Origin of the sequence: Streptomyces sp. NPDC088762, assembly GCF_044750905.1 — a bacterium.
Lineage (GTDB): Bacteria > Actinomycetota > Actinomycetes > Streptomycetales > Streptomycetaceae > Streptomyces.
In genome coordinates this window covers 142,118-166,150 of record NZ_JBIVKT010000018.1, presented here as the reverse complement: position 1 = coordinate 166,150, position 24,033 = coordinate 142,118, and the positions used below count along the sequence as shown (strand labels likewise).

At 69.8% G+C, this 24,033-nt stretch carries 19 protein-coding genes and 2 tRNA genes; 19 read left to right on the top strand and 2 right to left on the bottom strand.

What is annotated here, in order from left to right; genetic code table 11:
• Positions 1-258: 258 nt before the first annotated feature.
• The 3 genes from ACIP5M_RS30835 (at position 259) to ACIP5M_RS30825 (ending at position 2,468) form a co-directional block, all read left to right on the top strand.
• Complete coding sequence (locus tag ACIP5M_RS30835; RefSeq protein WP_401202751.1) at positions 259-1,647, top strand: pyridoxal phosphate-dependent decarboxylase family protein; 1,389 nt, start codon at positions 259-261, stop codon at positions 1,645-1,647.
• Entirely contained in the window at positions 1,644-2,099 is a 456-nt protein-coding gene (locus ACIP5M_RS30830; RefSeq protein ID WP_401202749.1) for an HD domain-containing protein, read from the top strand. Before ACIP5M_RS30835 ends, ACIP5M_RS30830 begins: the two co-directional genes overlap by 4 nt.
• A 174-nt stretch (positions 2,100-2,273) precedes the next feature.
• On the top strand, positions 2,274-2,468 hold the full coding sequence (locus ACIP5M_RS30825; RefSeq protein WP_150519620.1) for a hypothetical protein: 195 nt from the start codon (positions 2,274-2,276) through the stop codon (positions 2,466-2,468).
• A gap of 72 nt (positions 2,469-2,540) precedes the next feature.
• Here ACIP5M_RS30825 and ACIP5M_RS30820 read toward each other — a convergent pair.
• A tRNA-Gly gene (locus ACIP5M_RS30820) sits at positions 2,541-2,611 on the bottom strand.
• Positions 2,612-2,788: 177 nt separating this feature from the next.
• On the opposite strand from ACIP5M_RS30820, the gene ACIP5M_RS30815 reads away from it, so the two are divergent.
• The 5 genes from ACIP5M_RS30815 to clpX all read left to right on the top strand — a co-directional run bounded on the left by ACIP5M_RS30815 (position 2,789) and on the right by clpX (position 7,539).
• Positions 2,789-2,865 (top strand) — tRNA-Pro (locus ACIP5M_RS30815).
• 188 nt (positions 2,866-3,053) lie between these two features.
• The gene (gene tig, locus ACIP5M_RS30810) at positions 3,054-4,433 is read left to right on the top strand and encodes a trigger factor (protein ID WP_401202746.1); all 1,380 of its coding nucleotides are present in this window, start codon (positions 3,054-3,056) and stop codon (positions 4,431-4,433) included.
• Positions 4,434-4,720: 287 nt separating this feature from the next.
• A complete protein-coding gene (locus tag ACIP5M_RS30805) occupies positions 4,721-5,338 on the top strand; it encodes an ATP-dependent Clp protease proteolytic subunit (protein WP_073915168.1) in 618 nt (205 codons plus the stop codon).
• A gap of 107 nt (positions 5,339-5,445) precedes the next feature.
• A complete protein-coding gene (locus ACIP5M_RS30800) occupies positions 5,446-6,099 on the top strand; it encodes an ATP-dependent Clp protease proteolytic subunit (RefSeq protein ID WP_401202742.1) in 654 nt (217 codons plus the stop codon).
• A 153-nt stretch (positions 6,100-6,252) separates the two neighbouring features.
• The gene (gene clpX / locus ACIP5M_RS30795; protein WP_030649983.1) at positions 6,253-7,539 is read left to right on the top strand and encodes an ATP-dependent Clp protease ATP-binding subunit ClpX; all 1,287 of its coding nucleotides are present in this window, start codon (positions 6,253-6,255) and stop codon (positions 7,537-7,539) included.
• 82 nt (positions 7,540-7,621) lie between these two features.
• Here the strand turns inward: clpX and ACIP5M_RS30790 are convergent, their stop codons facing one another.
• Positions 7,622-8,536 (bottom strand): hypothetical protein, encoded by a 915-nt coding sequence (locus tag ACIP5M_RS30790; RefSeq protein WP_401202739.1) that lies wholly within the window; start codon positions 8,534-8,536, stop codon positions 7,622-7,624.
• Between the two features lie 188 nt (positions 8,537-8,724).
• On the opposite strand from ACIP5M_RS30790, the gene ACIP5M_RS30785 reads away from it, so the two are divergent.
• The 11 genes from ACIP5M_RS30785 to ACIP5M_RS30735 all read left to right on the top strand — a co-directional run bounded on the left by ACIP5M_RS30785 (position 8,725) and on the right by ACIP5M_RS30735 (position 24,018).
• Positions 8,725-11,346: a valine--tRNA ligase gene (locus tag ACIP5M_RS30785; RefSeq protein WP_401202736.1), complete on the top strand. Its 2,622-nt coding sequence runs from the start codon at positions 8,725-8,727 to the stop codon at positions 11,344-11,346.
• A 162-nt stretch (positions 11,347-11,508) separates the two neighbouring features.
• Positions 11,509-13,020, top strand: a complete 1,512-nt coding sequence (locus ACIP5M_RS30780; protein ID WP_401202733.1) for a bifunctional folylpolyglutamate synthase/dihydrofolate synthase — start codon at positions 11,509-11,511, stop codon at positions 13,018-13,020.
• A 3-nt stretch (positions 13,021-13,023) separates the two neighbouring features.
• Positions 13,024-13,392, top strand: a complete 369-nt coding sequence (locus ACIP5M_RS30775) for a DUF4233 domain-containing protein (protein ID WP_401202731.1) — start codon at positions 13,024-13,026, stop codon at positions 13,390-13,392.
• Between the two features lie 64 nt (positions 13,393-13,456).
• On the top strand, positions 13,457-13,867 hold the full coding sequence (gene ndk / locus ACIP5M_RS30770; RefSeq protein ID WP_030710854.1) for a nucleoside-diphosphate kinase: 411 nt from the start codon (positions 13,457-13,459) through the stop codon (positions 13,865-13,867).
• A gap of 318 nt (positions 13,868-14,185) precedes the next feature.
• Entirely contained in the window at positions 14,186-15,205 is a 1,020-nt protein-coding gene (locus ACIP5M_RS30765) for a rod shape-determining protein (protein ID WP_008738981.1), read from the top strand.
• A 131-nt stretch (positions 15,206-15,336) separates the two neighbouring features.
• Positions 15,337-16,284, top strand: a complete 948-nt coding sequence (mreC, locus tag ACIP5M_RS30760) for a rod shape-determining protein MreC (protein ID WP_401202728.1) — start codon at positions 15,337-15,339, stop codon at positions 16,282-16,284.
• A 13-nt stretch (positions 16,285-16,297) separates the two neighbouring features.
• Complete coding sequence (gene mreD, locus ACIP5M_RS30755; RefSeq protein WP_401202726.1) at positions 16,298-17,005, top strand: rod shape-determining protein MreD; 708 nt, start codon at positions 16,298-16,300, stop codon at positions 17,003-17,005.
• 13 nt (positions 17,006-17,018) lie between these two features.
• The gene (mrdA, locus tag ACIP5M_RS30750; RefSeq protein ID WP_401202724.1) at positions 17,019-19,199 is read left to right on the top strand and encodes a penicillin-binding protein 2; all 2,181 of its coding nucleotides are present in this window, start codon (positions 17,019-17,021) and stop codon (positions 19,197-19,199) included.
• A 19-nt stretch (positions 19,200-19,218) separates the two neighbouring features.
• Positions 19,219-20,418: a rod shape-determining protein RodA gene (gene rodA / locus ACIP5M_RS30745; RefSeq protein WP_401202721.1), complete on the top strand. Its 1,200-nt coding sequence runs from the start codon at positions 19,219-19,221 to the stop codon at positions 20,416-20,418.
• A 66-nt stretch (positions 20,419-20,484) separates the two neighbouring features.
• Positions 20,485-22,017 carry a CHAD domain-containing protein gene (locus ACIP5M_RS30740; protein ID WP_401202718.1) on the top strand — a complete coding sequence of 511 codons (1,533 nt, stop codon included), beginning with the start codon at positions 20,485-20,487 and terminating at the stop codon, positions 22,015-22,017.
• A gap of 72 nt (positions 22,018-22,089) precedes the next feature.
• A complete protein-coding gene (locus tag ACIP5M_RS30735) occupies positions 22,090-24,018 on the top strand; it encodes a TIGR03960 family B12-binding radical SAM protein (RefSeq protein ID WP_401202715.1) in 1,929 nt (642 codons plus the stop codon).
• Positions 24,019-24,033 lie beyond the last annotated feature (15 nt).

Below are 24,033 nucleotides of genomic sequence, written 5' to 3'. Positions count from 1 at the left end.
CCCATCCCCCGACCCTACGACCGCCGCTCGGCAGCCCTTTCCCCCGGTCTCTCCCCCCCGCGAAGCCCCCGCCAGGACCCCCCGCAGAGCCAGTCGCAGGAGGCCGCGGGAACCACCCAGCCTCGCCGGCGCTTGAGGCGCGGGGCCGGGGGCGGCCGCCAGCCCGCTGCCTGAAGCCGGCCCCCGCCGGGCGCACACGGGCCACTCACCCCCGATTGGCCCGCCCCCCGCGGCAACGGGCCGCCCTAGCGTGCCCCCATGGACCGCACCCTCGCCGACGATCTCGCCCGGCTTCCCGACCTCCTCGACGCAACCCGCCGCGCCGCCGCCGACGCCCTCGCCACCCTGGACGCACGCCCCGTCGTACCGCCGCCCCCCGGGCAGCAGCGGCCCGAGCCCCTCCCGGAACACGGCACCGGGACCGAAGCCGCCCTCGCCGCCTTCCGGGAGCGGTGGGAGCCCCGGCTGTCGGCCTCCGCCGGGCCCCGCTACCTCGGCTTCGTCACCGGCGGAGCCACCCCCGCCGCCCTCGCCGGGGACTGGCTCACCGCCGCCCACGACCAGAACTCCAACTCCGCCTTCGACGGCCCCGGCCAGGACCTCGAACGCGAGACCGTCGGCTGGCTCCGCGCGCTCTTCGACCTCTCCGACGCCCACTCCGGGACCTTCGTCTCCGGCGCCACCATGTCCAACACCACCGGCCTCGCCATCGCCCGCGAATGGCTCGGCGAACGCCTCGGCGTCTCCCCGGCCGAGGACGGCGTCGCCGCCCTCGGCCCCGTCCGCGTGCTCTCCGGCGCCCCGCACTCCTCCATCGCCAAGGCCCTCTCCGTCCTCGGCCTGGGCCGTGGCTCCCTGGTCACGGTCCCCACGCTGCCCGGCCGCGAGGCCGTCGACCCCGCCGCCCTCGACCGCGCCCTCGCCGACACCCCCGGTCCGGCCGTGGTCGTCGCCAACGCCGGCACCGTCAACACCGTCGACTTCGACGACCTCCGGGCCGTCGCCGCGCTCAAGGCCCGCCACGACTTCTGGCTGCACACCGACGCCGCCTTCGGCGCCTTCGCCGCCCTCTCCCCGGACCACGCCCACCTGGCCGCCGGCCTCGACGCCTCCGACTCCCTCTGCGTCGACCTGCACAAATGGCTCAACGTCCCCTACGACAGCGCCGTCCAGTTCACCCGCCGCCGCGACCTCCAGGCCCGCGTCTTCCAGAACGCCGCCGCCTACCTCGGCCCCCTCGGCGACCACCCCGACCTCGTCCACCTCACCCCCGAGAACTCCCACCGGCTGCGCGCCCTCGCCGCCTGGTTCACGCTCCGCGCCTACGGCCGCCAGGGCCACCGAGAGATCGTCGAACGCGACATCGCCTGTGCCCGCGCCCTGGGCGCCGCACTGGAACGGGACGCGGCCTTCCGCCTCCTCGCCCCCGTCCGCCTCAACGTCGTCTGCTTCACCCTCGCCGAGGACCCCAGCCCGGACCGCCTGGCGGCCCTCCGGGAGGCCGTCGCCGCCGAGGTCTTCGTCACCCCGACCGTCTACGCGGGAACCGCGGCCCTGCGCGCCGCGTTCTCCAACTGGCGCACCACGCACGCGGATGTACGCCGGGCCGCGGAGGCGCTCGGCGCAGCAGCAAGGGAGATCGCATGACGAGCAGTCCCCTGACCCTGATCGAGGTCGAAGCCCTGGCGCGCACCGCGCACGAGGGCCAGACCGACAAGGCCGGCCGGCCCTACGCCGAGCACCTCGCGGCCGTGGCCGAAGGCGTCCGCGCGCGCGGCGGCAGTCCCGAACAGCAGGCGGCGGCCTGGCTCCACGACGCCATCGAGGACGAAGCCCTCAGCATGACCTGGCTGGATTCCGCCGCCCTCCCGCAGTCCGTCAAGGACATGGTGCTCGCGGTCACCAAGCGCCCCGGCGAACCGGTCGAGCAGTACACGGCCCGCATCCTCGCCACCCCCGGCGCCCTGCTCGTCAAGGAGGCCGACCTGGCGCACAACGCGGATCCGGCACGGCTCTCCGTACTCGACGCCCCCACCCGCGACCGGCTGTCCGCGAAGTACGCCCACGTCCGCTCCCTGCTCGGTCTCCCCACCCCGTGACACCCCCGATGCCCGAAATATGCCTTCCGCACGTGTGGTTGGCGGAAACGGAACGATGGTGATGCGTCACGGAGCGGATAGACGCGCCCTATTGGTGGGAGGATGGTCCATGTGGGGGTGTGCGCGGCCGTGCGCCCCGGGCCGACCAGGGGACGACCGAAGGTGTGATCAGTAGTGGCCATTTCGCTGTCAGTGGTGGTTCTGTTGGCGGTCATCCTGGTGGTGCTGATCCGCGGTAACCACATCAAGGCGGGGCCCGCCATCGTCGCGGCCCTCTTCGGCTTCTTCCTGGCGTCCAGCTCCATCGCGGACGACGTGAACCGTTTCCTCAACTCCCTCGCGACGATGATCGCGAACATCAAGCTCTAGGCCCCACGGGCCCGGGAACGACGAAGGGCCAGGTCGAGGAAACATCCTCTGACCTGGCCCTTCGCTGTTCAGAGCGGGCGACGGGAATCGAACCCGCGTAGCTAGTTTGGAAGACTAGGGCTCTACCATTGAGCTACGCCCGCAACGCGTCGCCGCAGGTCCGGGGACCGGGGCAACGGACAGCATCCTAGCGGGTCGCGCCGGGGGAGCGCACACCACTTTCGTGTCGCCCGCGTGGTGGGGGCGGGAAGACCGTCGGGAAACTCGGAAACCCCGCGCGTCGGAGGGTCTCCGGGCATGTACCCTACGTGTCGCACCGACGGGGTGTGGCGCAGCTTGGTAGCGCGTCCGCTTTGGGAGCGGAAGGTCGTCGGTTCGAATCCGGCCACCCCGACCACCACCAGTGTCCCCCTTCATGCTCCATCGAGGGTCGCCACAAGATCGCGTTGTGGGCTGATTGCCGCTTGCGGTTACTATGCAAGCTGCGTGCCCGTGTGTCTGATGTACCGGGCCGAAGTCCGCTGAACCGCTGAATCGCAGCGTGACGGCAGAACCCCCAGCAGTCAGCCACAAGGAGACCGAACCGTGAAGAGCGCCGTGGAGACCCTGAACCCGACTCGGGTTCGGCTCACTGTTGAGGTGCCCTTCGAGGAGCTGAAGGACAGCCTCGACGCGGCGTACAAGAAGATCAACCAGCAGGTCACGGTGAAGGGCTTCCGCAAGGGCAAGATCCCGGCCCGCGTCATCGACCAGCGCTTCGGCCGCGGTGCGGTGCTGGAGGAGGCCGTCAACGACGCCCTCCCGAAGTTCTACACCGAGGCGGTCAACGAGGCCGACCTGAACCCCCTGGGCCAGCCCGAGGTCGACATCACGGAGCTGAAGGACGGCGAGCTGCTGGCCTTCACCGCCGAGGTCGACGTGCGTCCCGAGATCGAGATCCCGGACTACTCCGGCATCGAGGTCGAGGTCGACGCCATCGAGGTCTCCGACGAGGACGTCGAGAAGTCGGTCGAGCAGCTGCGCGGCCGCTTCGCGTCCACCAAGGACGTCGAGCGCGCCGCCCAGGACGGCGACGTCGTCACCATCGACCTCGAGGCCAAGGTCGACGGCGAGGTGCTCGAGGACGGCGTCGCCTCCGACGTGTCCTACACCATCGGCTCGGGCGAGCTCCTCGACGGCATCGACGAGGCCGTCAAGGGCCTGGAGGCCGGCGGCGAGGCCACCTTCACCTCCCAGCTGAAGGGCGGCTCCGCCGAGGGCAAGGACGCCGAGGTCACCGTCAAGGTCACCAAGGTCTCCGCCCGTGAGCTGCCGGAGCTGGACGACGAGTTCGCGCAGATGGCGAGCGAGTTCGACACCCTCGAGGAGCTCAAGGCGGACAGCCGCAAGCGCCTCGAGAACATGAAGCAGTACGACCAGGCCACGCAGGCCCAGGAGCGCGTCCTGGAGAAGCTGCTGGAGCTCGTCGAGGTGCCGATCCCCGAGAAGCTGCTCGAGGACGAGGTCAACACCCGCAAGCACAACCTGGAGCACCACCAGCTCGGCCAGATGGGTCTGACCATCGAGAAGTACCTGGAGTTCCAGGGCAAGACGGTCGAGGAGTTCGACGCCGAGACCTCCGAGCAGGCCGTCAAGGGCATCAAGACCCAGTTCGTCCTCGACGCGCTGGTCAACAAGGAGAAGCTGGGCGTCAACCAGGAGGAGCTCACCGAGCACCTCATGCGCCGCGCCGCTTCCTCCGGCATGTCCCCCGACCAGTTCGCCCAGGCGGTCGTCGAGGGTGGCCAGGTTCCGATGCTGGTCGGCGAGGTCGCCCGCGGCAAGGCCCTCGCGGTCGTCGTCGAGGCCGCCAAGGTCACCGACACCAACGGCAACGTGGTCGACCTCTCCGACGAGGACGAGGAGGCCGAGACGGTCGAGGCTTCCGCCGAGGGTGACGAGGCCAAGGACGAAGAGGCCAAGTAACACCCCGGGCGCAGCCCGCTGAGCGGTACCCCTGAGCAGTGCCCGAAGGGCCCGGACGCAGCCGCGTCCGGGCCCTTCGGCACAGGGCCCGGAAGGCCCCCGGACCTTGCGCTCCCAGCGAACAGTTCGGGAAGCGGGATGGCGTTGTCCGACCTGCGCGTTAGGGTCCATGAATACGAGGGCTCTGCATGACCCGGACGCCGGCGGACACGTCCGCACCGGCCGGGTGCGCCCCAGAACGAGACGCTGAGACGGCACATGGCCGTCGGAGACGAGCAGGTGGATACGTGACGAATCTGATGCCTTACGCCGCGGGTGAGCCGTCCATCGGTGGCGGCCTCGGCGACCATGTCTACAACCGGCTGCTCGGCGAGCGCATCATCTTCCTCGGCCAGCCGGTCGACGACGACATCGCGAACAAGATCACGGCGCAGCTCCTGCTCCTGGCCGCCGAGCCGGAGAAGGACATCTACCTGTACATCAACAGCCCCGGTGGCTCCGTGACGGCGGGCATGGCGGTCTACGACACCATGCAGTACATCAAGAACGACGTCGTCACCATCGGCATGGGCATGGCGGCCTCCATGGGCCAGTTCCTGCTCACCGGTGGCACCACGGGCAAGCGCTTCGCGCTCCCGAACACCGACATCCTGATGCACCAGGGTTCCGCCGGCATCGGTGGCACCGCCTCGGACATCAAGATCCAGGCCCAGTACCTGCTGCGCACGAAGCAGCGCATGGCTGAGATCACCGCGCACCACTCCGGCCAGACCGTGGAGGCGATCATCCGCGACGGCGACCGCGACCGCTGGTTCACGGCGGAGGAGGCCAAGGAGTACGGCCTCATCGACGAGATCATCTCCGCCGCGTCGCTGGTTCCGGGCGGCGGCGGCACCGGGGCCTGATCCCGGCCCCGGCGCGCGAGACCTCGTACGACGTCCCGTACGCCAGCCCGTACCAGGCAAGCCTCAGCCCGCAGAACGCCACCAGGACGGTGAACACCCAGATGCACATGAACAACCTTTCTCCCGCGAGCGGCCTCTACTCCGGCCCGCAGGTGGACAACCGCTACGTCATCCCGCGCTTCGTCGAGCGCACCTCGCAGGGCATCCGCGAGTACGACCCGTACGCGAAGCTCTTCGAGGAGCGGGTGATCTTCCTCGGCGTGCAGATCGACGACGCCTCCGCCAACGACGTCATGGCGCAGCTGCTGTGCCTGGAGTCGATGGACCCGGACCGGGACATCTCGATCTACATCAACAGCCCCGGCGGCTCCTTCACCGCGCTGACGGCGATCTACGACACCATGCAGTTCGTGAAGCCGGACATCCAGACGGTCTGCATGGGCCAGGCGGCCTCCGCCGCCGCGGTCCTGCTGGCCGCCGGCACCCCCGGCAAGCGCATGGCCCTGCCGAACGCCCGCGTGCTGATCCACCAGCCCTCCGGCGGCACCGGCCGTGAGCAGCTCTCCGACCTGGAGATCGCGGCCAACGAGATCCTGCGCATGCGCGACCAGCTGGAGACCATGCTGGCCAAGCACTCGACCACGCCGATCGAGAAGATCCGCGACGACATCGAGCGCGACAAGATCCTCACTGCCGAGGACGCTCTCGCGTACGGGCTGATCGACCAGATCGTCTCCACCCGCAAGAGCAGCAAGGTCTGATCCTTGCCGCCAGTTGGCGTGGACACGCTGCCGGATTGGGCGGTGTGAACCACGTCAAGGGGGCCCCGCTCGGGGCCCCCGGCAAGGTACCGTCGGATATGAGGCACCAGGAGCGCTGAACCAGGCGTCTCCCAGGCGAAGGGGAAGCACCTCGTGGCACGCATCGGTGACGGCGGCGACCTGCTCAAGTGCTCGTTCTGCGGAAAGAGCCAGAAGCAGGTGAAGAAGCTCATCGCAGGACCCGGTGTGTACATCTGCGACGAGTGCATCGACCTCTGCAACGAGATCATCGAAGAGGAACTCGCGGAGACCTCCGAGGTCCGGTGGGAGGAACTCCCCAAGCCCCGCGAGATCTACGAGTTCCTGGAGAGCTACGTCGTCGGCCAGGAGCCGGCGAAGAAGGCGCTCTCCGTAGCGGTGTACAACCACTACAAGCGGGTCCAGGCCGGCGAGAACGGCGGCGCGCAGGGCCGCGAGGACGCGATCGAGCTCGCGAAGTCCAACATCCTGCTGCTGGGCCCCACGGGCTCCGGCAAGACCCTCCTCGCGCAGACGCTGGCGCGCATGCTGAACGTCCCGTTCGCCATCGCCGACGCGACGGCGCTGACGGAGGCCGGCTACGTCGGCGAGGACGTCGAGAACATCCTGCTCAAGCTGATCCAGGCCGCGGACTACGACGTCAAGAAGGCCGAGACCGGGATCATCTACATCGACGAGATCGACAAGGTGGCCCGCAAGAGCGAGAATCCGTCGATCACGCGCGACGTGAGCGGCGAGGGCGTTCAGCAGGCCCTCCTGAAGATCCTGGAAGGCACGACGGCCTCGGTCCCGCCGCAGGGCGGCCGCAAGCACCCGCACCAGGAGTTCATCCAGATCGACACGACGAACGTGCTCTTCATCGTGGGCGGCGCCTTCGCCGGCCTGGAGAAGATCATCGAGTCGCGTGCGGGCGCCAAGGGCATCGGCTTCGGGGCGACGATCCGCTCGAAGCGCGAGATCGAGGCGAGCGACCAGTTCCAGGAGGTCATGCCGGAGGACCTGGTGAAGTTCGGGATGATCCCCGAGTTCATCGGCCGCCTCCCCGTCCTGACCTCCGTGCACAACCTGGACCGCGAGGCCCTGCTCCAGATCCTCATCGAGCCGCGCAACGCCCTGGTGAAGCAGTACCAGCGGCTGTTCGAACTCGACGGTGTGGAGCTGGACTTCGAGCGCGAGGCGCTGGAGGCCATCGCGGACCAGGCGATCCTGCGCCAGACGGGCGCGCGCGGCCTGCGCGCCATCATGGAGGAGGTCCTGATGTCGGTGATGTACGAGGTCCCGTCCCGCAAGGACGTGGCCCGCGTGGTCATCACCGCGGACGTCGTCCGCTCCAACGTCAACCCGACGCTGGTCCCGCGGATCGTCCCGAAGGACCAGGGCCCGCACGAGAAGTCGGCGTAGCCGCAGCGAACACCACGCAGAAGGGGCGCCCCCGACCGGGGGCGCCCCTTCTGCGAGTGTGGCGCCGGGCAGGCTGCTGCCCCTACTTCTTCACGCGGGCGGTGTTGTAGAGCTTCGCGGCGAAGTCGGCGGTCTGCTCCAGCGTGTAGCCCTTGCCGCCGCCGAGGATGGCGGACACGTCCAGGGCGGTGACCATGCTCATGGTGCTGTAGTCGCCCCAGATGCAGATCGGCATCGTGAACTCCTTGGGGCCCTTGGACTTGGTGTCCTTGGAGACGAACTTGGCCTCCTGGCACTTCAGGACAGCGCCCTTGAAGCCGGCCGGGGTGATCGTCTTGGGGGTGCCGATGAGCTCGGCCGTCCCGTCCTTGTCGTCCTTGCCGGCCTTCAGCTTGGCCATCGCGAAGTACGCGTCCACGGCCTTCTCGGGGTCTGCGATCTCGCCGTAGACACCCTGGAAGTTGATCGCCTTGGCAGAGAGCGGGTTGCTCGGGTCGCCGGTCACGTAGTCCATGCCCACCTGGGTGGGGTTCTTGACGCCCGCCGTCTCGGCCTCCTTCTTGTCCTCGTCGGTGAACTCCTCCTGCGTGTACTTCGGGTCCTTCTTGAAGTTGTCCACCGTCTCCGGGGCGACCAGCTTGTAGCCCTTGGTGTCGGCGGAGACCACGCCGCCGGCGCCGCCGCCCTTCAGGAAGTACCAGCCGCCGCCCGCGATCAGCGCGACCGCGACGACCACGGCGATGATCACGCCGGCCTTGGACTTCTTGGGCTGCTGCGGGGGCATTCCGCCGTACGGAGGCTGCTGGTAGCCGTAGCCCGGCTGCTGGGGCTGCTGCGGGTAACCCTGCGGCGGCACGCCCGGCTGCTGCTGCGGGTAGCCGTAACCCGGCTGGGGCGCGGGCTGGCCGTAGGGGCCGGGCGGCGGCGGGGGCTGCTGCCCGTACGGTCCCGGCTGCTGCGGCTGCTGGCCGTAAGGCCCCGGCTGGTTGTAGCTCATCTGTGCGTCCCCCTTTAGGAATCTCTTATGTTGCTCTCATCCTGTCGGAAGCGCGGGGATGACAGGGCGCCGGGGTCCCAGGCGTTACGGAACCACGACGCGGGGAGCCCGATCGCGGCCCGCGGTTCCCGTGCCCGCCCGGGCAATGGATTCGTACCAGGGGTGGGGCCGCCCTTATCCTGTGGCTCGTGACCGAGAACACGCAGACACCCAGCAGCCCCAACTCCGAACTGCCGACGTCCTACGCGCCGGCCGAGGTAGAGGGGAAGCTCTACGAGCGCTGGGTAGAGCGTGGGTACTTCACGGCCGACCCCGCGAGTGAGAAGCCCGCGTACACCATCGTCATCCCGCCGCCGAACGTCACGGGCTCCCTGCACCTGGGGCACGCCTTCCAGCACACGCTCATGGACGCGCTGACCCGCCGCAAGCGGATGCAGGGCTACGAGTCGCTGTGGCTGCCCGGCATGGACCACGCCGGTATCGCCACCCAGAACAAGGTCGAGCAGCAGCTCGCCGAGGAGGGCAAGTCCCGCCACGACCTGGGCCGCGAGGACTTCGTCGAGCGGGTCTGGCAGTGGAAGGAAGAGTACGGCGGCAAGATCCTCGGCCAGATGCGTCGCCTCGGCGACGGTGTGGACTGGTCGCGCGAGCGGTTCACCATGGACGAGGGCCTGTCCCGGGCCGTCCAGACGATCTTCAAGAAGCTCTACGACGACGGGCTCATCTACCGCGCCGAGCGCATCATCAACTGGTGCCCCCGCTGTCTGACGGCCATCTCCGACATCGAGGTCGAGTACCAGGAGGACGCGGGCGAGCTCGTCTCCATCCGGTACGGCGAGGGCGAGGACTCGCTCGTCGTGGCGACGACGCGTGCCGAGACGATGCTCGGTGACACCGCCGTCGCCGTCCACCCGGACGACGAGCGGTACAAGCACCTGGTCGGCCGGCAGATCAAGCTGCCGCTCACCGACCGGACCATCCCGGTCGTCGCGGACACGCACGTCGACCCGGAGTTCGGCACGGGCGCCGTCAAGGTCACCCCGGCGCACGACCCGAACGACTTCGCGATCGGGCAGCGCCACGGGCTCGCCAACATGACGATCATGGACGAGCACGGCGTCATCACCGTCCACGGTCCCTTCCTCGGCCTGGACCGCTTCGAGGCGCGGTCCGCGGTCGTCGGCGCCCTGCGCCAGCAGGGTCGCATCGTCGCCGAGAAGCGCCCCTACCTGCACTCCGTCGGGCACTGCTCGCGGTGCAGCACCACCGTCGAGCCCCGCCTCTCCCTCCAGTGGTGGGTCAAGGTCGAGACGCTGGCCAAGGCCGCCGGCGACGCCGTCCGCGACGGCCGCGTCTCGATCCACCCCGAGGAGATGTCGAAGCGCTACTTCGACTGGGTCGACAACCTCAACGACTGGTGCATCTCGCGCCAGCTGTGGTGGGGCCACCGGATCCCGGTCTGGTACGGCCCGAACGGCGAGGTCGTCTGCGTCGGACCCGACGACCAGGCGCCCGCCGGCGAGGGCTGGACCCAGGACACCGACGTCCTGGACACCTGGTTCTCCTCCGGCCTGTGGCCGTTCTCCACGCTCGGCTGGCCGGAGAAGACCCCGGACCTGGAGAAGTTCTACTCCACGGACGTCCTGGTCACCGGCCACGACATCATCTTCTTCTGGGTCGCCCGGATGATGATGTTCGGCCTGTACGCCATGGACGGCGAGGCGCCCTTCAAGACCATCGCCCTGACCGGACTGGTCCGCGACGAGCGCGGCAAGAAGATGTCGAAGTCCTTCGGCAACGTCGTCGACCCGCTGGACTGGATGGACAAGTACGGCTCCGACGCCGTCCGCTTCACCCTGGCCAAGGGCGCCAACCCCGGCACCGACGTGCCGATCGGCGAGGACTGGGTCCAGGCCTCCAGCAAGTTCGCCAACAAGATCTGGAACGCCACGCGCTTCGCGCTGATGAACGGCGCCACGATCGAGGGCGACCTGCCGCCGGTCGAGCGGATGTCGGCGACCGACCGCTGGATCCTGTCCCGGCTGAACAAGACGGTCGCGCAGGTCGACGCCTACTACGACGACTTCCAGTTCGCGAAGCTCAGCGAGGCCCTCTACCACTTCGCGTGGGACGAGGTCTTCGACTGGTACGTCGAGCTGTCCAAGACGACCTTCTTCGCGGGCGGCGAGCAGGCCCAGGTCTCCAGCCGGGTGCTGGGCGAGGTCATCGACGTCATGCTGCGGCTGCTGCACCCGGTCGTCCCCTTCGTCACCGAGACGCTGTGGACCACGCTCACCGGGCGCGAGTCCCTCGTCATCGCCGAGTGGCCGAACGACAGCGGCTTCCGCGACGAGGCCGCCGAGGCCGAGATCGAGAGCGTCCAGGCCGTGGTCACCGAGGTCCGCCGCTTCCGCAAGGAGCAGGGGCTGCAGGACGGCCAGAAGGTTCCGGCCCGCCTCGACCTGGCCGGGACCGCGCTGGCCGCGCACGAGGCCGCCATCCGCCAGCTGCTGCGCCTGCAGCCGGAGGGTGACGCCTTCAGCGCCACCGCGACCCTCCCGGTCGCCGGCGCCACCGTCGCGCTCGACCTCTCGGGCACCATCGACGTGGCCGCCGAGCGCAAGCGCCTGACCAAGGACCTCGGCGCCGCCGAGAAGGAGAAGCAGCAGGCGGAGGCGAAGCTCGGGAACGAGGCGTTCATCGCCAAGGCCCCCGACAACGTCGTGGACAAGATCAAGGGCCGGCTCGCCAAGGCCGAGGCGGACATCGCCCGGATCCAGGCGCAGCTGGAGACGCTGCCGCCCGCGTAGCCGCCCCCGAGCGAGTGGAGGCCCCCGTACCGCCGGACGGTGCGGGGGCTTTCCCATGCCTTTCGCCGCTTTGCATAACGATCCGGTCGCCCCGCGCCCGCCCGGGGGCCCCGGACGCCCGGCGGCGAAAGTCCCGCGGGTCCTCGTCCGTAGACTGGGCCTGTGAGTGAGCAGCAGCCCGAGAACGACGACCGCTTCGACGAGTTCGACCAGATCGTGGCGGAGGAATCCGACCGCGACCCCGACCTGGCGGTGATCGAGGCCGGCAGCCGCACCCTGCGGGCCCAGGCCGGACCGCCGCAGGGCGACCCGGTACCCGCCCGGCCCACCGACCCGGAGGTGGCGAAGGCGCTGCTGGAGGTGGAGCAGGAGCTCGCCACCCGCTGGGGCGAGACCAAGCTGGAGCCGTCCGTGTCGCGGATCGCGGCGCTGATGGACGTGCTGGGCGAGCCGCAGCGCGCGTACCCGTCCATCCACGTCACCGGCACCAACGGCAAGACCAGCACCGCCCGCATGATCGAGGCCCTGCTGAACGCCTTCGAGCTGCGCACCGGCCGCTACACCAGCCCGCACGTGCAGTCGGTCACCGAGCGGATCAGCCTCGACGGGGCGCCGATCGACGCCGAGCGGTTCATCGAGACCTATCACGACATCAAGCCGTACGTGGAGATGGTCGACGCCGCCGAGGAGTACCGGCTGTCCTTCTTCGAGGTGCTCACCGGAATGGCGTACGCGGCCTTCGCGGACGCCCCGGTCGACGTGGCCGTGGTCGAGGTCGGCATGGGCGGCAGCTGGGACGCGACCAACGTCATCGACGCCTCGGTCGCGGTGATCACCCCGATCAGCCTGGACCACACGGACCGGCTCGGCTCCACGCCCGGCGAGATCGCCCAGGAGAAGGGCGGCATCATCAAGCAGGACGCGACCGTCATCCTGGCTCAGCAGCCGGTGGACGCGGCCCAGGTGCTGCTGAAGAAGGCCGTCGAGGTGGACGCGACGGTGGCCCGCGAGGGCATGGAGTTCGGCGTGGTCTCGCGCGAGGTCGCGGTCGGCGGCCAGCAGCTGACGCTGCGCGGTGTGGGCGGGGAGTACGACGGCATCTTCCTGCCGCTGTACGGCGCGCACATGGCGCACAACGCGGCGGTGGCGCTGGCGGCGGTCGAGGCCTTCTTCGGGGTCGGCCAGGAGCAGGCCCGCGTCCTGGACGTGGAGACCGTACGCAGGGCCTTCGCCTCGGTGACCTCCCCGGGCCGCATGGAGGTCGTGCGGCGCAGCCCGACGGTGGTCCTGGACGCGGCGCACAACCCGGCGGGCGCGGCGGTCACCGCGGAGGCGGTCACCGAGTCGTTCGGGTTCAGCCGGCTGATCGGGGTCGTGGCCGCGAGCGAGGGCAAGGACGTCCGCGGGGTGCTGGAGGCCTTCGAGCCGATCTTCGCGGAGGTCGTGGTGACGGAGAACTCCAGCCACCGCTCGATGGGCGCGGACGAGCTGGCGGCCGTGGCGGTCGAGGTCTTCGGCGTGGCCCGGGTGCAGGTGGAGCCGCGGCTGGACGACGCCCTGGAGGCGGCGATCACCCTGGCGGAGGAAGAGGCCGAGTACGGAGGGGCCGGGGTCCTGGTGACCGGGTCCGTGATCACGGTGGGCGAGGCCCGCCTGCTGCTGAAGAGGGGCTGAGGGATGCGCACGCTGTGTGCGAGCACGCTGATCGGCGAGTTCTTCGTGATCGGCTTCGCCGGCCTGGTGGCCATGAAGAACCCGGAGCTGACCCAGGCGGAGGTCTGGACGGTGTGCGGGGTCACGATGCTGCTGTCGGTGCTGCTGTGCGGGATGCTGTCCCGTCCCGGGGCGGTCCAGCTGGGCTGGGCCCTGCAGATCGGCCTGATCGCGAGCGGGTTCGTCGTCCCGACGATGTTCTTCCTCGGCGCGGTCTTCGCCGGCCTGTGGTGGTGCTCGGTGCACTACGGCCGCAAGATCGACACGATCAAGGCCCGGTGGGCGGCGCAGAACGAGGCGCAGGGCACGCCCGCGGCGCCTGACGCTGCGTGACGGGTCCCCGGAACAGCCCTGTAGATTCGTCCCACCGCACCCGTTTGCCGCAAGGAGCCGCAACATGACCCAGCGCACCCTCGTCCTGCTGAAGCCCGACGCCGTCCGCCGCGGCCTGGTCGGGGAGATCATCGGCCGCATCGAGCGGAAGGCCGGCTGGACCATCCCCGCGCTGGAGCTGCGCACGCTGGACCAGGAGACCCTCGAGACGCACTACGGCGAGCACAAGGGCAAGCCCTTCTACGAGCCCCTGATGGGCTTCATGGCCAGTGGTCCCGTCGTCGCCCTCGTGGTCGAAGGGGAACGGGTGATCGAGGGCGTCCGCCAGCTGGCCGGCCCCACCGACCCGATCGCCGCGGCGCCGGGCTCCATCCGGGGCGACTTCGGCACCGTCACCCGGGAGAACCTGATCCACGCCTCGGATTCCGAGGAGTCCGCCGAGCGCGAGCTCAAGCTCTTCTTCCCCGCTCTCTGAGCGCTGTTCGGGCACACTTCGGCCACACTTCCCTGACGCGACATCAGCCAAATAGCGCTCACGACCTGGGGCGACCGAAGTAATTTCGGTCGCCCCCGGGTATTTCCGGGCCACGAGCGGGAACGCCTGGGCAAGACACGACGTCACCACTAGGGGGCGGGTATCCGTTCCGGCGGGATTGCCGGAGTCCCGTCGCGCGGTGTCCGTACTCGCGGCACTACGATGGGGCCTCCACCCACACACCCACCTCGCCGACCTGACAGCAGCCGCTATCAACTGGAAGGCCAGACGCTCCTCATGGGGAACAAGGGGAACAACATGTCGTTCATCGGCCGTGACATGGCGATCGACCTCGGGACCGCCAACACGCTGGTGTACGTGAGGGGCCGGGGGATCGTCCTGAACGAGCCGTCCGTGGTCGCCATCAACACGAACACCGGTGGCATTCTGGCGGTCGGCTCCGAGGCGAAGAAGATGATCGGGCGCACGCCCGGCAACATCGTCGCCGTACGGCCCCTCAAGGACGGCGTGATCGCCGACTTCGAGATCACCGAGCGGATGCTCCGGTACTTCATCCTCAAGATCCACAAGCGACGTTACCTGGCCCGCCCGCGCGTGGTGGTCTGCGTGCCCTCCGGCATCACCGGAGTGGAGCGCCGCGCCGTCATCGAGGCGTCCACGCAGGCCGGCGCCCGCCAGGTGCACATCATCGAAGAGCCCATGGCCGCCGCCATCGGCTCGGGCCTGCCCGTCCACGAGGCCACCGGCAACATGGTCGTGGACATCGGCGGCGGCACCACCGAGGTCGCCGTCATCTCCCTCGGCGGAATCGTCACGGCACAGTCCATCCGGGTGGCCGGCGACGAGCTCGACAACGCGATCATCCAGCACATCAAGAAGGAGTACTCGCTCCTCCTCGGTGAGCGGACCGCCGAGCAGATCAAGATCACCATCGGGTCGGCGTACGACCTCGACAAGGACGAGCACACCGAGATCCGCGGCCGGGACCTGGTCTCCGGCCTGCCCAAGACGGTCGTCATCTCGGCCGCCGAGGTGCGCAAGGCCATCGAGGAGCCCGTCAACGCCATCGTCGACGCGGTCAAGACCACACTCGACAAGTGCCCGCCCGAGCTCTCCGGCGACATCATGGACCGCGGTATCGTCCTGACCGGCGGCGGCGCCCTGCTCCGCGGCCTCGACGAGCGGCTCCGGCGCGAGACGGGCATGCCGATCCACATCGCCGAGGACCCGCTCGACTCCGTGGCGCTCGGCTCCGGCAAGTGCGTCGAGGAGTTCGAGGCACTCCAGCAGGTCCTCGACGCCCAGCCCCGGCGCTGACCGGCGAACATCCCCTCCATCCGGAGGACAACACACAAGGATCCGCCGTACGGGTGCTACCGGGCCCGTGCGGCGGATCGTTGATATACAGGCAAAAGAGAATTCCGACGAGGAAGGCACGGCCGCCGCACGTGAGGGACACACGAGAAAGCCGGCTGCTCCTGGTGCTTCTGATCGCCATCGCGTTCGCGTTGATCACGGTGGACATCAGGGCGGGCGAGGAGTCGCCGGTCGACGGTGCCCGACAGGCCGCCGCCGCGGTCTTCGGGCCGGTCGAGAAGGGCGTGTCGACCGCGGTCGACCCGGTCGCCAACGCCATAGGGGCGGTACGGGATTCCGGTGAGCGCCACAACCGCATCGCCACGCTGGAGCGCGAGAACGCGGCCCTGAAGGCCAAACTGGGCAGCGACGCCCAGACCCAGAGCCGCATCCGCGAGCTCGACGAGATGCTCAAGCGGGCCGGCGCCGGCCAGTACGGCATCAAGGGCGCCGAGGTCATCGCCATAGGAGCGGCCCAGGGCTTCTCCTGGACCGTGACCATCGACGCCGGCAGCAAGGACGGCATCGAGCGCGACATGACCGTCCTCAACGGGGACGGACTCGTCGGGCGGGTCACCACGGTCGGCCCCGACACGGCCACCGTCGTCCTCGCCAACGACCCCGACTTCACCGTCGGCACCCGTCTGGAGAAGACCGGCGAACTCGGCTTCGCCACCGGCCAGGGCGACCGCGCCCTGTCCGTCCAGATGCTCAACGGCAAGGCCAAGGTGAATCCGGGCGACCGGCTCGTCACCTTCGGCTCGCGCGGGAACAAGCCGTTCGTACCGGGCGTGCCGATCGGCGAGGTGGTCAAGGTCGACCCCTCGCGCGGCGACCTGACCCGCACCGTGTGGGTCCGCCCGTTCGTCGGCTTCTCCCGCCTCGACATCGTCGGCGTCGTGGTCATGCCGCCGCGCGAGGACCCGCGCGACGCCGTCCTGCCGCCCAAGCCCGAGGCCCCCAAGCCCATCCCGACGGTCACCGTCACGGTCACCCCGTCCGGGTCCGCCTCCGTGCCCGCCAAGCCGGACGACGAGTAGGAGCAGACCGACCATGCGCTTCAACCGGATCCTGCTTTCCGCCACGCTCGTCGTGGTCGCCCTCGTCGTCCAGGTCACCATCCTGGGCCGGCTCCAACTGCCCGGCGCGGTGCCGGACCTGCTGCTGCTCACCGTCGTCGCCCTCGCACTCGTGTACGGGCCGGTCAGCGGCGTGCTCATCGGCTTCGCCGCCGGGCTGCTCGCCGACCTTGCCCCGCCCGCCGACCACGCCGCCGGGCGCTACGCGCTCGTCCTGTGCGTCATCGGCTACGTGGCCGGCCTGGTCCGCCCCGACAACGGGCGGTTCCGCTCCGCCTGGGGCCCGATGCTCACCGTCGTCGCGGCCGCGATCGGCTCCACCCTGCTCTACGCGGGCGTGGGCGCCCTCGTCGGGGACACCGCCGCCCGGCACGTGGGTCTGCTGGGGCTGCTGTTCACCGCGACCCTCTACGACCTGCTGCTCGCGCCCTTCACCGTGCCGTTCATCATGGCCCTGGCCCGTCGCGCCGAGAACGATCCGATGGCCGTCGAGGCCGGTGGAGGCCCCGCCAACAAGCCCGCCGACGTGTCCTCCGGCTGGCTGGCCGGCGGCACCGGACTGCGCATCGGCAGCCAGCGCGGCGGCCTGCGCCTGAGGACCGGGCGCTCCCGTGCCAACCGGGCCGGCCGCATAAAGGGGGTCAAGGCCGTGAAGGGCGTGAAGAGCGTCAAGAAACTGTGACGGAGGAGCGGACGTGACCAACATCCCCGAAACCGGCCGCACCTCCCGGGTACAGATCCGGCTCGTCATGATCCAGGTACTCGTCCTCTCCATGCTGGTCACCCTCGGGGGTCGCCTCTGGTACCTCCAGATCCGCAACGGGGACGAGTACTACCACGAGGCGAAGAGCAACCACGTCCAGCGGGTCGTCCAGCCCGCCGTGCGCGGCTCCATCCTCGACGCCCGGGGGGTCCCGCTCGCCGACAACGAGACCCGCCTGGTCGTCTCCGCCAGCCGCACCAAGCTGATGAGGATGAAGGACCGGGGCAAGGCGGTGATGACCCGCCTCGCCGACGTCCTGGACATGACCCCCAAGGAGGTCATGGACAAGGTCAGGCTCTGCGACTCCCAGACCCCCAAGCCCTGCTGGAACGGCTCCCCGTACCAGCCCATCCCGGTCACCCTCGAAGCCACCACGCAGCAGGCGCTGCAACTGCGCGAACGACCGGAGGACTTCCCCGGCATCACCGCGGAACCCACCGCCGTCCGCCGCTACCCGGCGCCCGGCGGAGCCCGTACCGCACAGGTGCTCGGCTACCTCTCGCCCGTCACCGACGAGGAGATCCAGAAGGCCAAGGACACCGCCTCGCCGCACCTGCGGTCCGACCAGGTCGGCCGCTCCGGCATCGAGCGCACCTACGACAAGCAGCTGCGCGGCAAGGCGGAGGTCACCTCGTACGAGGTCGACAACCTGGGCCGGGTCATGGGCCAGACCAAGTCCGACCCGGGCATTCCCGGTTCCACCCTCGTCACCAGCATCGACGCCCGGGTCCAGGCCGTCGCCGAGTACGAGCTCCAGCAGGCGATGAAGACCGTCCGCCAGGAGACCGACAACATCACCGGCCGCAAGTACGAGGCCGACTCGGGCGCCGTCGTCGTCATGGAGGCCAAGACCGGCCGCGTCGTGGCGATGGCCTCCCAGCCCGACTACGACCCCAACGCCTGGGTCGGCGGCATCTCCGGCGCCGACTACGCCAAACTGACCAGCAAGAACTCCAACTACCCGCTGCTCAACCGCGCCATCCAGGGCCAGGCCCCCGCGGGCTCCATCTTCAAGGTGGTCTCGGCGAGCGCGGCCGTACGCGCCGGCTACGACTTCGACGGCAAGTACAACTGCAGCGCCTCCTACAACATGGGCGGCCGGAGCTTCGCCAACTTCGAGTCCAAGGGGCACGGCCCCATCACCCTGGCCGAAGCGCTCAAGTTCTCCTGCAACACCGTCTTCTACGCCCTCGGGCACAAGGAGTGGCAGCGCGACGGCGGCCTCAGCCCCAAGAAGGACGCCCACGACTGGTTCTACCGCACCGCCCGGGAGTTCGGACTCGGCGCAGAGACCGGCATCGACCTGCCGAACGAGGTCACCGGCCGCATCCCGGACCGCCGGTGGAAGCAGAGCTTCTGGAAGGCCAACAAGGACTCCTGGTGCAAGCAGGGCAAGAAGGGCGGCACCTACGTCGAGCAGATCGCCTACGAGAGCTGCCTCGAAGGCAACCAGCTGAAGGCGTACGACAGCATCAACTTCGCCATCGGCCAGGGCGACGTCCTCGTCACGCCCATCCAGATGGCCACCGCCTACTCCGCCATCAGCAACGGGGGCACCCTCTACGACCCCACCGTCGGCAAGGCCGTGATCAGCCCCGACGGCAAGCACGTCGAGATGATCAAGCCCAGGGCCCACGGCAGGCTGCCGATCGACGCCCAGACCATCAGCAACCTCGACAAGGGCCTGCGCATGGTCGTCGAGCCCGGCGGCACCGCCGCATGGCGGTTCCTCGGCTGGCCCATGGACAAGATCCCGATGCACGCCAAGACCGGCACCGCCCAGGTCTACGGCAAGCAGACCACGTCCTGGCTGGCGACCTACACCAAGGACTTCACGATCGTCATGACGATCTCTCAGGGCGGCACCGGCTCCGGTGCCTCCGGCCCCGCCGTCCGCAACCTCTACAACGCCATCTACGGTCTGAGCATGGACGGGAAGCAGGACGTGAAGAAGGCCCTGCTGCTCGCGCCGGAGGCGAAGCTGCCCAAGGTCCACCCCGACGGCTCCATCGACTCCCCCGAGATCCGGCCGTACGTGCCGCCGTCACCGGAAGAGCTGGAGCCGCCCGTGCTCGCCGGGCCGCCCGCACAGCGCCCCAAGCACCTGGACTGAGGACCGAGGACCGAACGACATGCAGACCGCCAACAAGTTCTCCGTCTCCCGGTACGCGCCCGAGCGCGGGGCGATGGCCAAGCTCACCGCCCGCGACTCGGTCGTGCGCCGGCTCGACTGGCCGATACTCCTCTCCTCGCTCGCGCTGTCCCTCATCGGCTGCCTGCTGGTGTGGTCGGCGACCCGCAACCGGACCTCGCTGAACCAGGGAGACCCGTACTACTTCCTCGAACGGCACGCCCTGAACACCGGCATCGGCCTCGTGCTGATGATCGGCACCGTCTGGCTCGGCCACCGCACCCTGCGCGGCGCCGTGCCGATCCTCTACGGGATCTCACTGGTGCTGATCATCGCCGTGCTCACCCCGCTCGGCGCCACCATCAACGGCGCCCACGCCTGGATCGTGATCGGCGGCGGATTCTCCCTCCAGCCCTCCGAGTTCGTGAAGATCACGATCATCCTGGTCATGGCGATGCTGCTGGCCACACGGGTCGACGCGGGCGACCTGACCCATCCCGACCACCGCACGGTCGTCAAGGCGCTGTGCCTGGCGGCCGCCCCGATGGGCATCGTCATGCTGATGCCCGACCTCGGCTCCGTCATGGTCATGGTCGTCATCGTCCTCGGCGTGCTGCTGGCCTCCGGCGCCTCCAACCGCTGGGTGCTCGGCCTGATCGGCTCCGGCGCCGGCGGAGCCATCCTGGTCTGGCAGCTCGGCGTCCTCGACGAGTACCAGATCAACCGCTTCGCGGCCTTCGCCAACCCCGAACTCGACCCGGCGGGCGTCGGCTACAACACCAACCAGGCCCGCATCGCGATCGGCTCCGGCGGCCTGACCGGCTCCGGGCTCTTCAAGGGCTCGCAGACCACCGGCCAGTTCGTGCCCGAGCAGCAGACCGACTTCGTCTTCACGGTCGCGGGGGAGGAACTGGGCTTCATCGGAGCCGGCCTGATCCTGGCGCTGCTGGGCATCATCCTGTGGCGGGCCTGCATGATCGCCCGCGAGACCACCGAGCTCTACGGGACCATCGTGTGCGCCGGGATCATCGCCTGGTTCGCCTTCCAGTCCTTCGAGAACATCGGGATGACCCTCGGCATCATGCCGGTGGCCGGACTTCCGCTGCCCTTCGTCTCGTACGGGGGTTCGTCGATGTTCGCGGTGTGGGTGGCCATCGGGCTGTTGCAGTCCATCAAGGTGCAACGGCCCTTGTCCGCCTGATCCGGGTGGCGTCCTGATCCGGGTGGCGCCCTGTCGAGGTGATCCGTTCGGGACTACCTTCGATGCATGGCGGACACGAAACGCGAGATCGAGCGGAAATTCGAGTTCACGCAGGGCGGCGCGACGCGGTCCGGGGCCGCCCGGCGCGAGGTACCGGACCTGACGGGGACGGCCACGATCGCGGCCGTCTCCGACCAGGGCACCGTCGACCTCGACGCCGTCTACTACGACACCCCGGACCAGCGGCTCGCCGCCGCCGGTCTCACCCTGCGGCGCAGAACGGGCGGCAAGGACGCGGGCTGGCACCTCAAGCTCCCCGTCTCCCCGGGCGTCCGCGACGAGATCGGGGTGGCACTCAGCGACACCGTCCCGCCCGCGCTCGCCGCCCTCGTCCGCTCCCGGGTACGCCGCTCGACCCTCCAGCCGCAGGTCCGGCTCCTCTCCTCGCGCCGCGTCAGCCACCTCCTGGACGCCGACGGAGCCCTGCTCGCGGAACTGAGCACCGACACGGTGCGGGCCGAGCGGGGCGAAGCCGGCGCCGACTGGACCGAAGTCGAGGTGGAGCTCGCCGACGGGGCCGACCCCACGCTGCTCGACGAGGTCGAGAAGACCTTCCGCAAGGCCGGGCTCAAGGTCTCCGACGCCCCTTCGAAGCTCGCCCGGGCGCTGGCCGAGACCGGCACGGCGCCGGCCCGGACCGGCGACGACGGCCCCGACGGAACGGCGGGCGCCCACGTCCTGGCGTACCTGCGGGACCAGCGCGACTCCCTGATCGCACAGGACCCGGCCGTGCGGCGGCAGCTCCCCGACTCCGTCCACCAGATGCGCGTCGCCACCCGCCGGCTGCGCAGCGCCTTCAAGACCTACCGCAAGGTGCTGGACCGCGGGGCCACCGACCCGCTCGGCGAGGAACTGCGCTGGCTCGCCGCCGAACTCGGCGCCGACCGCGACCAGGAGGTCCTGCTGAAACGGATCCGGACCCGCCTCGACGAGCTGCCGGGCACCCTGCTGCTGGGCCCCGTCCGCGGCCGGCTGAAGATCTGGAACGCCGCCCGCGCCACCGAGTCGCGCCGCCGGGTGCTCGACGCGCTCGACAGCGAGCGCTACCTGGCCCTCCTCGACTCCCTCGACGCCCTGCTCGACCGGCCCCCGCTGCTGAAGGCCGCCCACGGGCGGGCCGAACGCGTCCTGCCGAAGGCCGTGCTGCACGACTACGAGCGCCTCGCCGGCCGGATCGAGAAGGCGCTCGCCCTCCCGCCCGGCCACGAGCGCGACGTGGCCCTGCACGACGCCCGCAAGGCGGCCAAGCGCGCCCGGTACGCGGCGGACGCGGCCGTACCGGCCCTCGGCAAGGCAGCGAAACGCCTGGCCAAGGCCGTGAAGAAGGTCCAGTCCCTGCTCGGCGAACACCAGGACAGCGTCGTGGCCCGCGACGCCCTGCGCGGCCTCGGCGTCCAAGCGGCCGGCGCGGGGGAGTCCGCCTTCACCTGGGGGCTGCTCCACGGCCGCGAGGCAGCCCTGGCCGAGCGGAGCGAGCGGGAGCTGCCGCACCTCTGGGCGAAGGCCTCGGACCCGGCCCTGAGGTCCGCATTGGAATGATCATGTGGGTGGGGGCGGCCGGGCCTGGGGGTACGCTTGAGAGCTGCCCCCTGCCCGCTTCACGAAAGTCGCGTGATGACCGAGTCGGTCTTCCCTCAGCTTGAGGCCCTGCTTCCGCACGTGCAGAAGCCCATCCAGTACGTCGGTGGTGAGCTCAACTCCACGGTCAAGGAGTGGGAGAGCTGCGACGTCCGCTGGGCGCTCATGTACCCGGACGCGTACGAGGTCGGGCTGCCCAACCAGGGCGTCATGATCCTCTACGAGGTGCTGAACGAGCGCGAGGGCGTGCTCGCGGAGCGCACGTACTCGGTGTGGCCGGACCTGGAAGCGCTCATGCGCGAGCACAAGGTCCCGCAGTTCACCGTGGACAGCCACCGGCCCGTGTCGGCCTTCGACGTGTTCGGCCTGTCCTTCTCCACGGAGCTGGGCTACACGAACATGCTCACGGCCCTGGACCTCGCGGGCATTCCGCTGGAGTCCAAGGACCGTACGGTCGACCACCCGATCGTCCTGGCGGGCGGCCACGCCGCCTTCAACCCCGAGCCGATCGCGGACTTCATCGACGCGGCGGTCATCGGCGACGGCGAGCAGGCCGTCCTCGACATGACCGAGATCATCCGCGCCTGGAAGGCGGAGGGCCGGCCCGGCGGGCGCGAGGAGCTCCTCCTGCGCCTCGCCAAGACCGGCAACATCTACGTCCCCGGCTTCTACGACGTGGAGTACCTGCCGGACGGCCGCATCGGCCGCGTCGTCCCGAACCGCTCCGGCGTGCCGTGGCGCGTGTCCAAGCACACGGTCATGGACCTCGACGAGTGGCCGTACCCCAAGCAGCCCCTGGTCCCGCTCGCCGAGACCGTCCACGAGCGCATGTCCGTGGAGATCTTCCGCGGCTGCACCCGCGGCTGCCGTTTCTGCCAGGCCGGCATGATCACGCGCCCCGTGCGGGAGCGAAGCATCACCGGCATCGGCGAGATGGTGGAGCGCGGCCTGAAGGCCACGGGCTTCGAGGAGGTGGGTCTCCTGTCCCTCTCCTCCGCGGACCACACGGAGATCGCCGACATCGCCAAGGGCCTCGCGGACCGCTACACGGACGACAAGGTGGGCCTGTCCCTCCCCTCGACCCGCGTGGACGCCTTCAACGTCGACCTGGCCAACGAGCTGACCCGCAACGGGCGCCGCTCCGGCCTGACCTTCGCCCCCGAGGGCGGCTCCGAGCGCATGCGCAAGGTCATCAACAAGATGGTGTCGGAAGAGGACCTGATCCGCACCGTCGCCACCGCCTACGGCAACGGCTGGCGCCAGGTGAAGCTGTACTTCATGTGCGGCCTGCCGACCGAGACCGACGAGGACGTCCTCCAGATCGGCGACATGGCGGTCAACGTCATCGCCAAGGGGCGCGAGGTCTCCGGCCAGAACGACATCCGCTGCACGGTGTCCATCGGCGGATTCGTGCCGAAGCCGCACACCCCGTTCCAGTGGGCGCCGCAGCTCTCTGCCGAGGAGACGGACGCCCGCCTGGGCAAGCTCCGGGACAAGATCCGCGGCGACAAGAAGTACGGCCGTTCCATCGGCTTCCGCTACCACGACGGCAAGCCCGGCATCGTCGAGGGTCTCCTCTCGCGCGGCGACCGCCGCATCGGCGACGTCATCCGCGCCGTCTACGAGGACGGCGGCCGCTTCGACGGCTGGCGCGAGCACTTCTCGTACGACCGCTGGATGCAGGCCGCCGAGAAGACGCTGCCCGCGTACGGCGTGGACGTGGCCTGGTACACCACGCGCGAGCGCACCTACGAGGAGGTCCTGCCCTGGGACCACCTGGACTCCGGCCTCGACAAGGACTGGCTCTGGGAGGACTGGCAGGACGCCCTGGACGAGACCGAGGTCGAGGACTGCCGCTGGACCCCGTGCTTCGACTGCGGCGTCTGCCCGCAGCTCGGACTCGACATCCAGATCGGCCCGACCGGCAAGAAGCTCCTGCCGCTGACGGTCGTCAACAAGTAGCGGCCCCGCCCCCGT

Bases quoted from the DNA above. Each gene is read 5' to 3' on its own strand.
- ACIP5M_RS30835 (WP_401202751.1), top strand. From the start codon at position 259: ATGGACCGCACCCTCGCCGACGATCTCGCCCGGCTTCCCGACCTCCTC.
- ACIP5M_RS30830 (WP_401202749.1), top strand. From the start codon at position 1,644: ATGACGAGCAGTCCCCTGACCCTGATCGAGGTCGAAGCCCTGGCGCGC.
- ACIP5M_RS30800 (WP_401202742.1), top strand. From the start codon at position 5,446: ATGAACAACCTTTCTCCCGCGAGCGGCCTCTACTCCGGCCCGCAGGTG.
- ACIP5M_RS30790 (WP_401202739.1), bottom strand. From the start codon at position 8,536: ATGAGCTACAACCAGCCGGGGCCTTACGGCCAGCAGCCGCAGCAGCCG.
- ACIP5M_RS30775 (WP_401202731.1), top strand. From the start codon at position 13,024: ATGCGCACGCTGTGTGCGAGCACGCTGATCGGCGAGTTCTTCGTGATC.
- ndk (WP_030710854.1), top strand. From the start codon at position 13,457: ATGACCCAGCGCACCCTCGTCCTGCTGAAGCCCGACGCCGTCCGCCGC.
- ACIP5M_RS30765 (WP_008738981.1), top strand. From the start codon at position 14,186: ATGTCGTTCATCGGCCGTGACATGGCGATCGACCTCGGGACCGCCAAC.
- mreD (WP_401202726.1), top strand. From the start codon at position 16,298: ATGCGCTTCAACCGGATCCTGCTTTCCGCCACGCTCGTCGTGGTCGCC.
- rodA (WP_401202721.1), top strand. From the start codon at position 19,219: ATGCAGACCGCCAACAAGTTCTCCGTCTCCCGGTACGCGCCCGAGCGC.
- ACIP5M_RS30740 (WP_401202718.1), top strand. From the start codon at position 20,485: ATGGCGGACACGAAACGCGAGATCGAGCGGAAATTCGAGTTCACGCAG.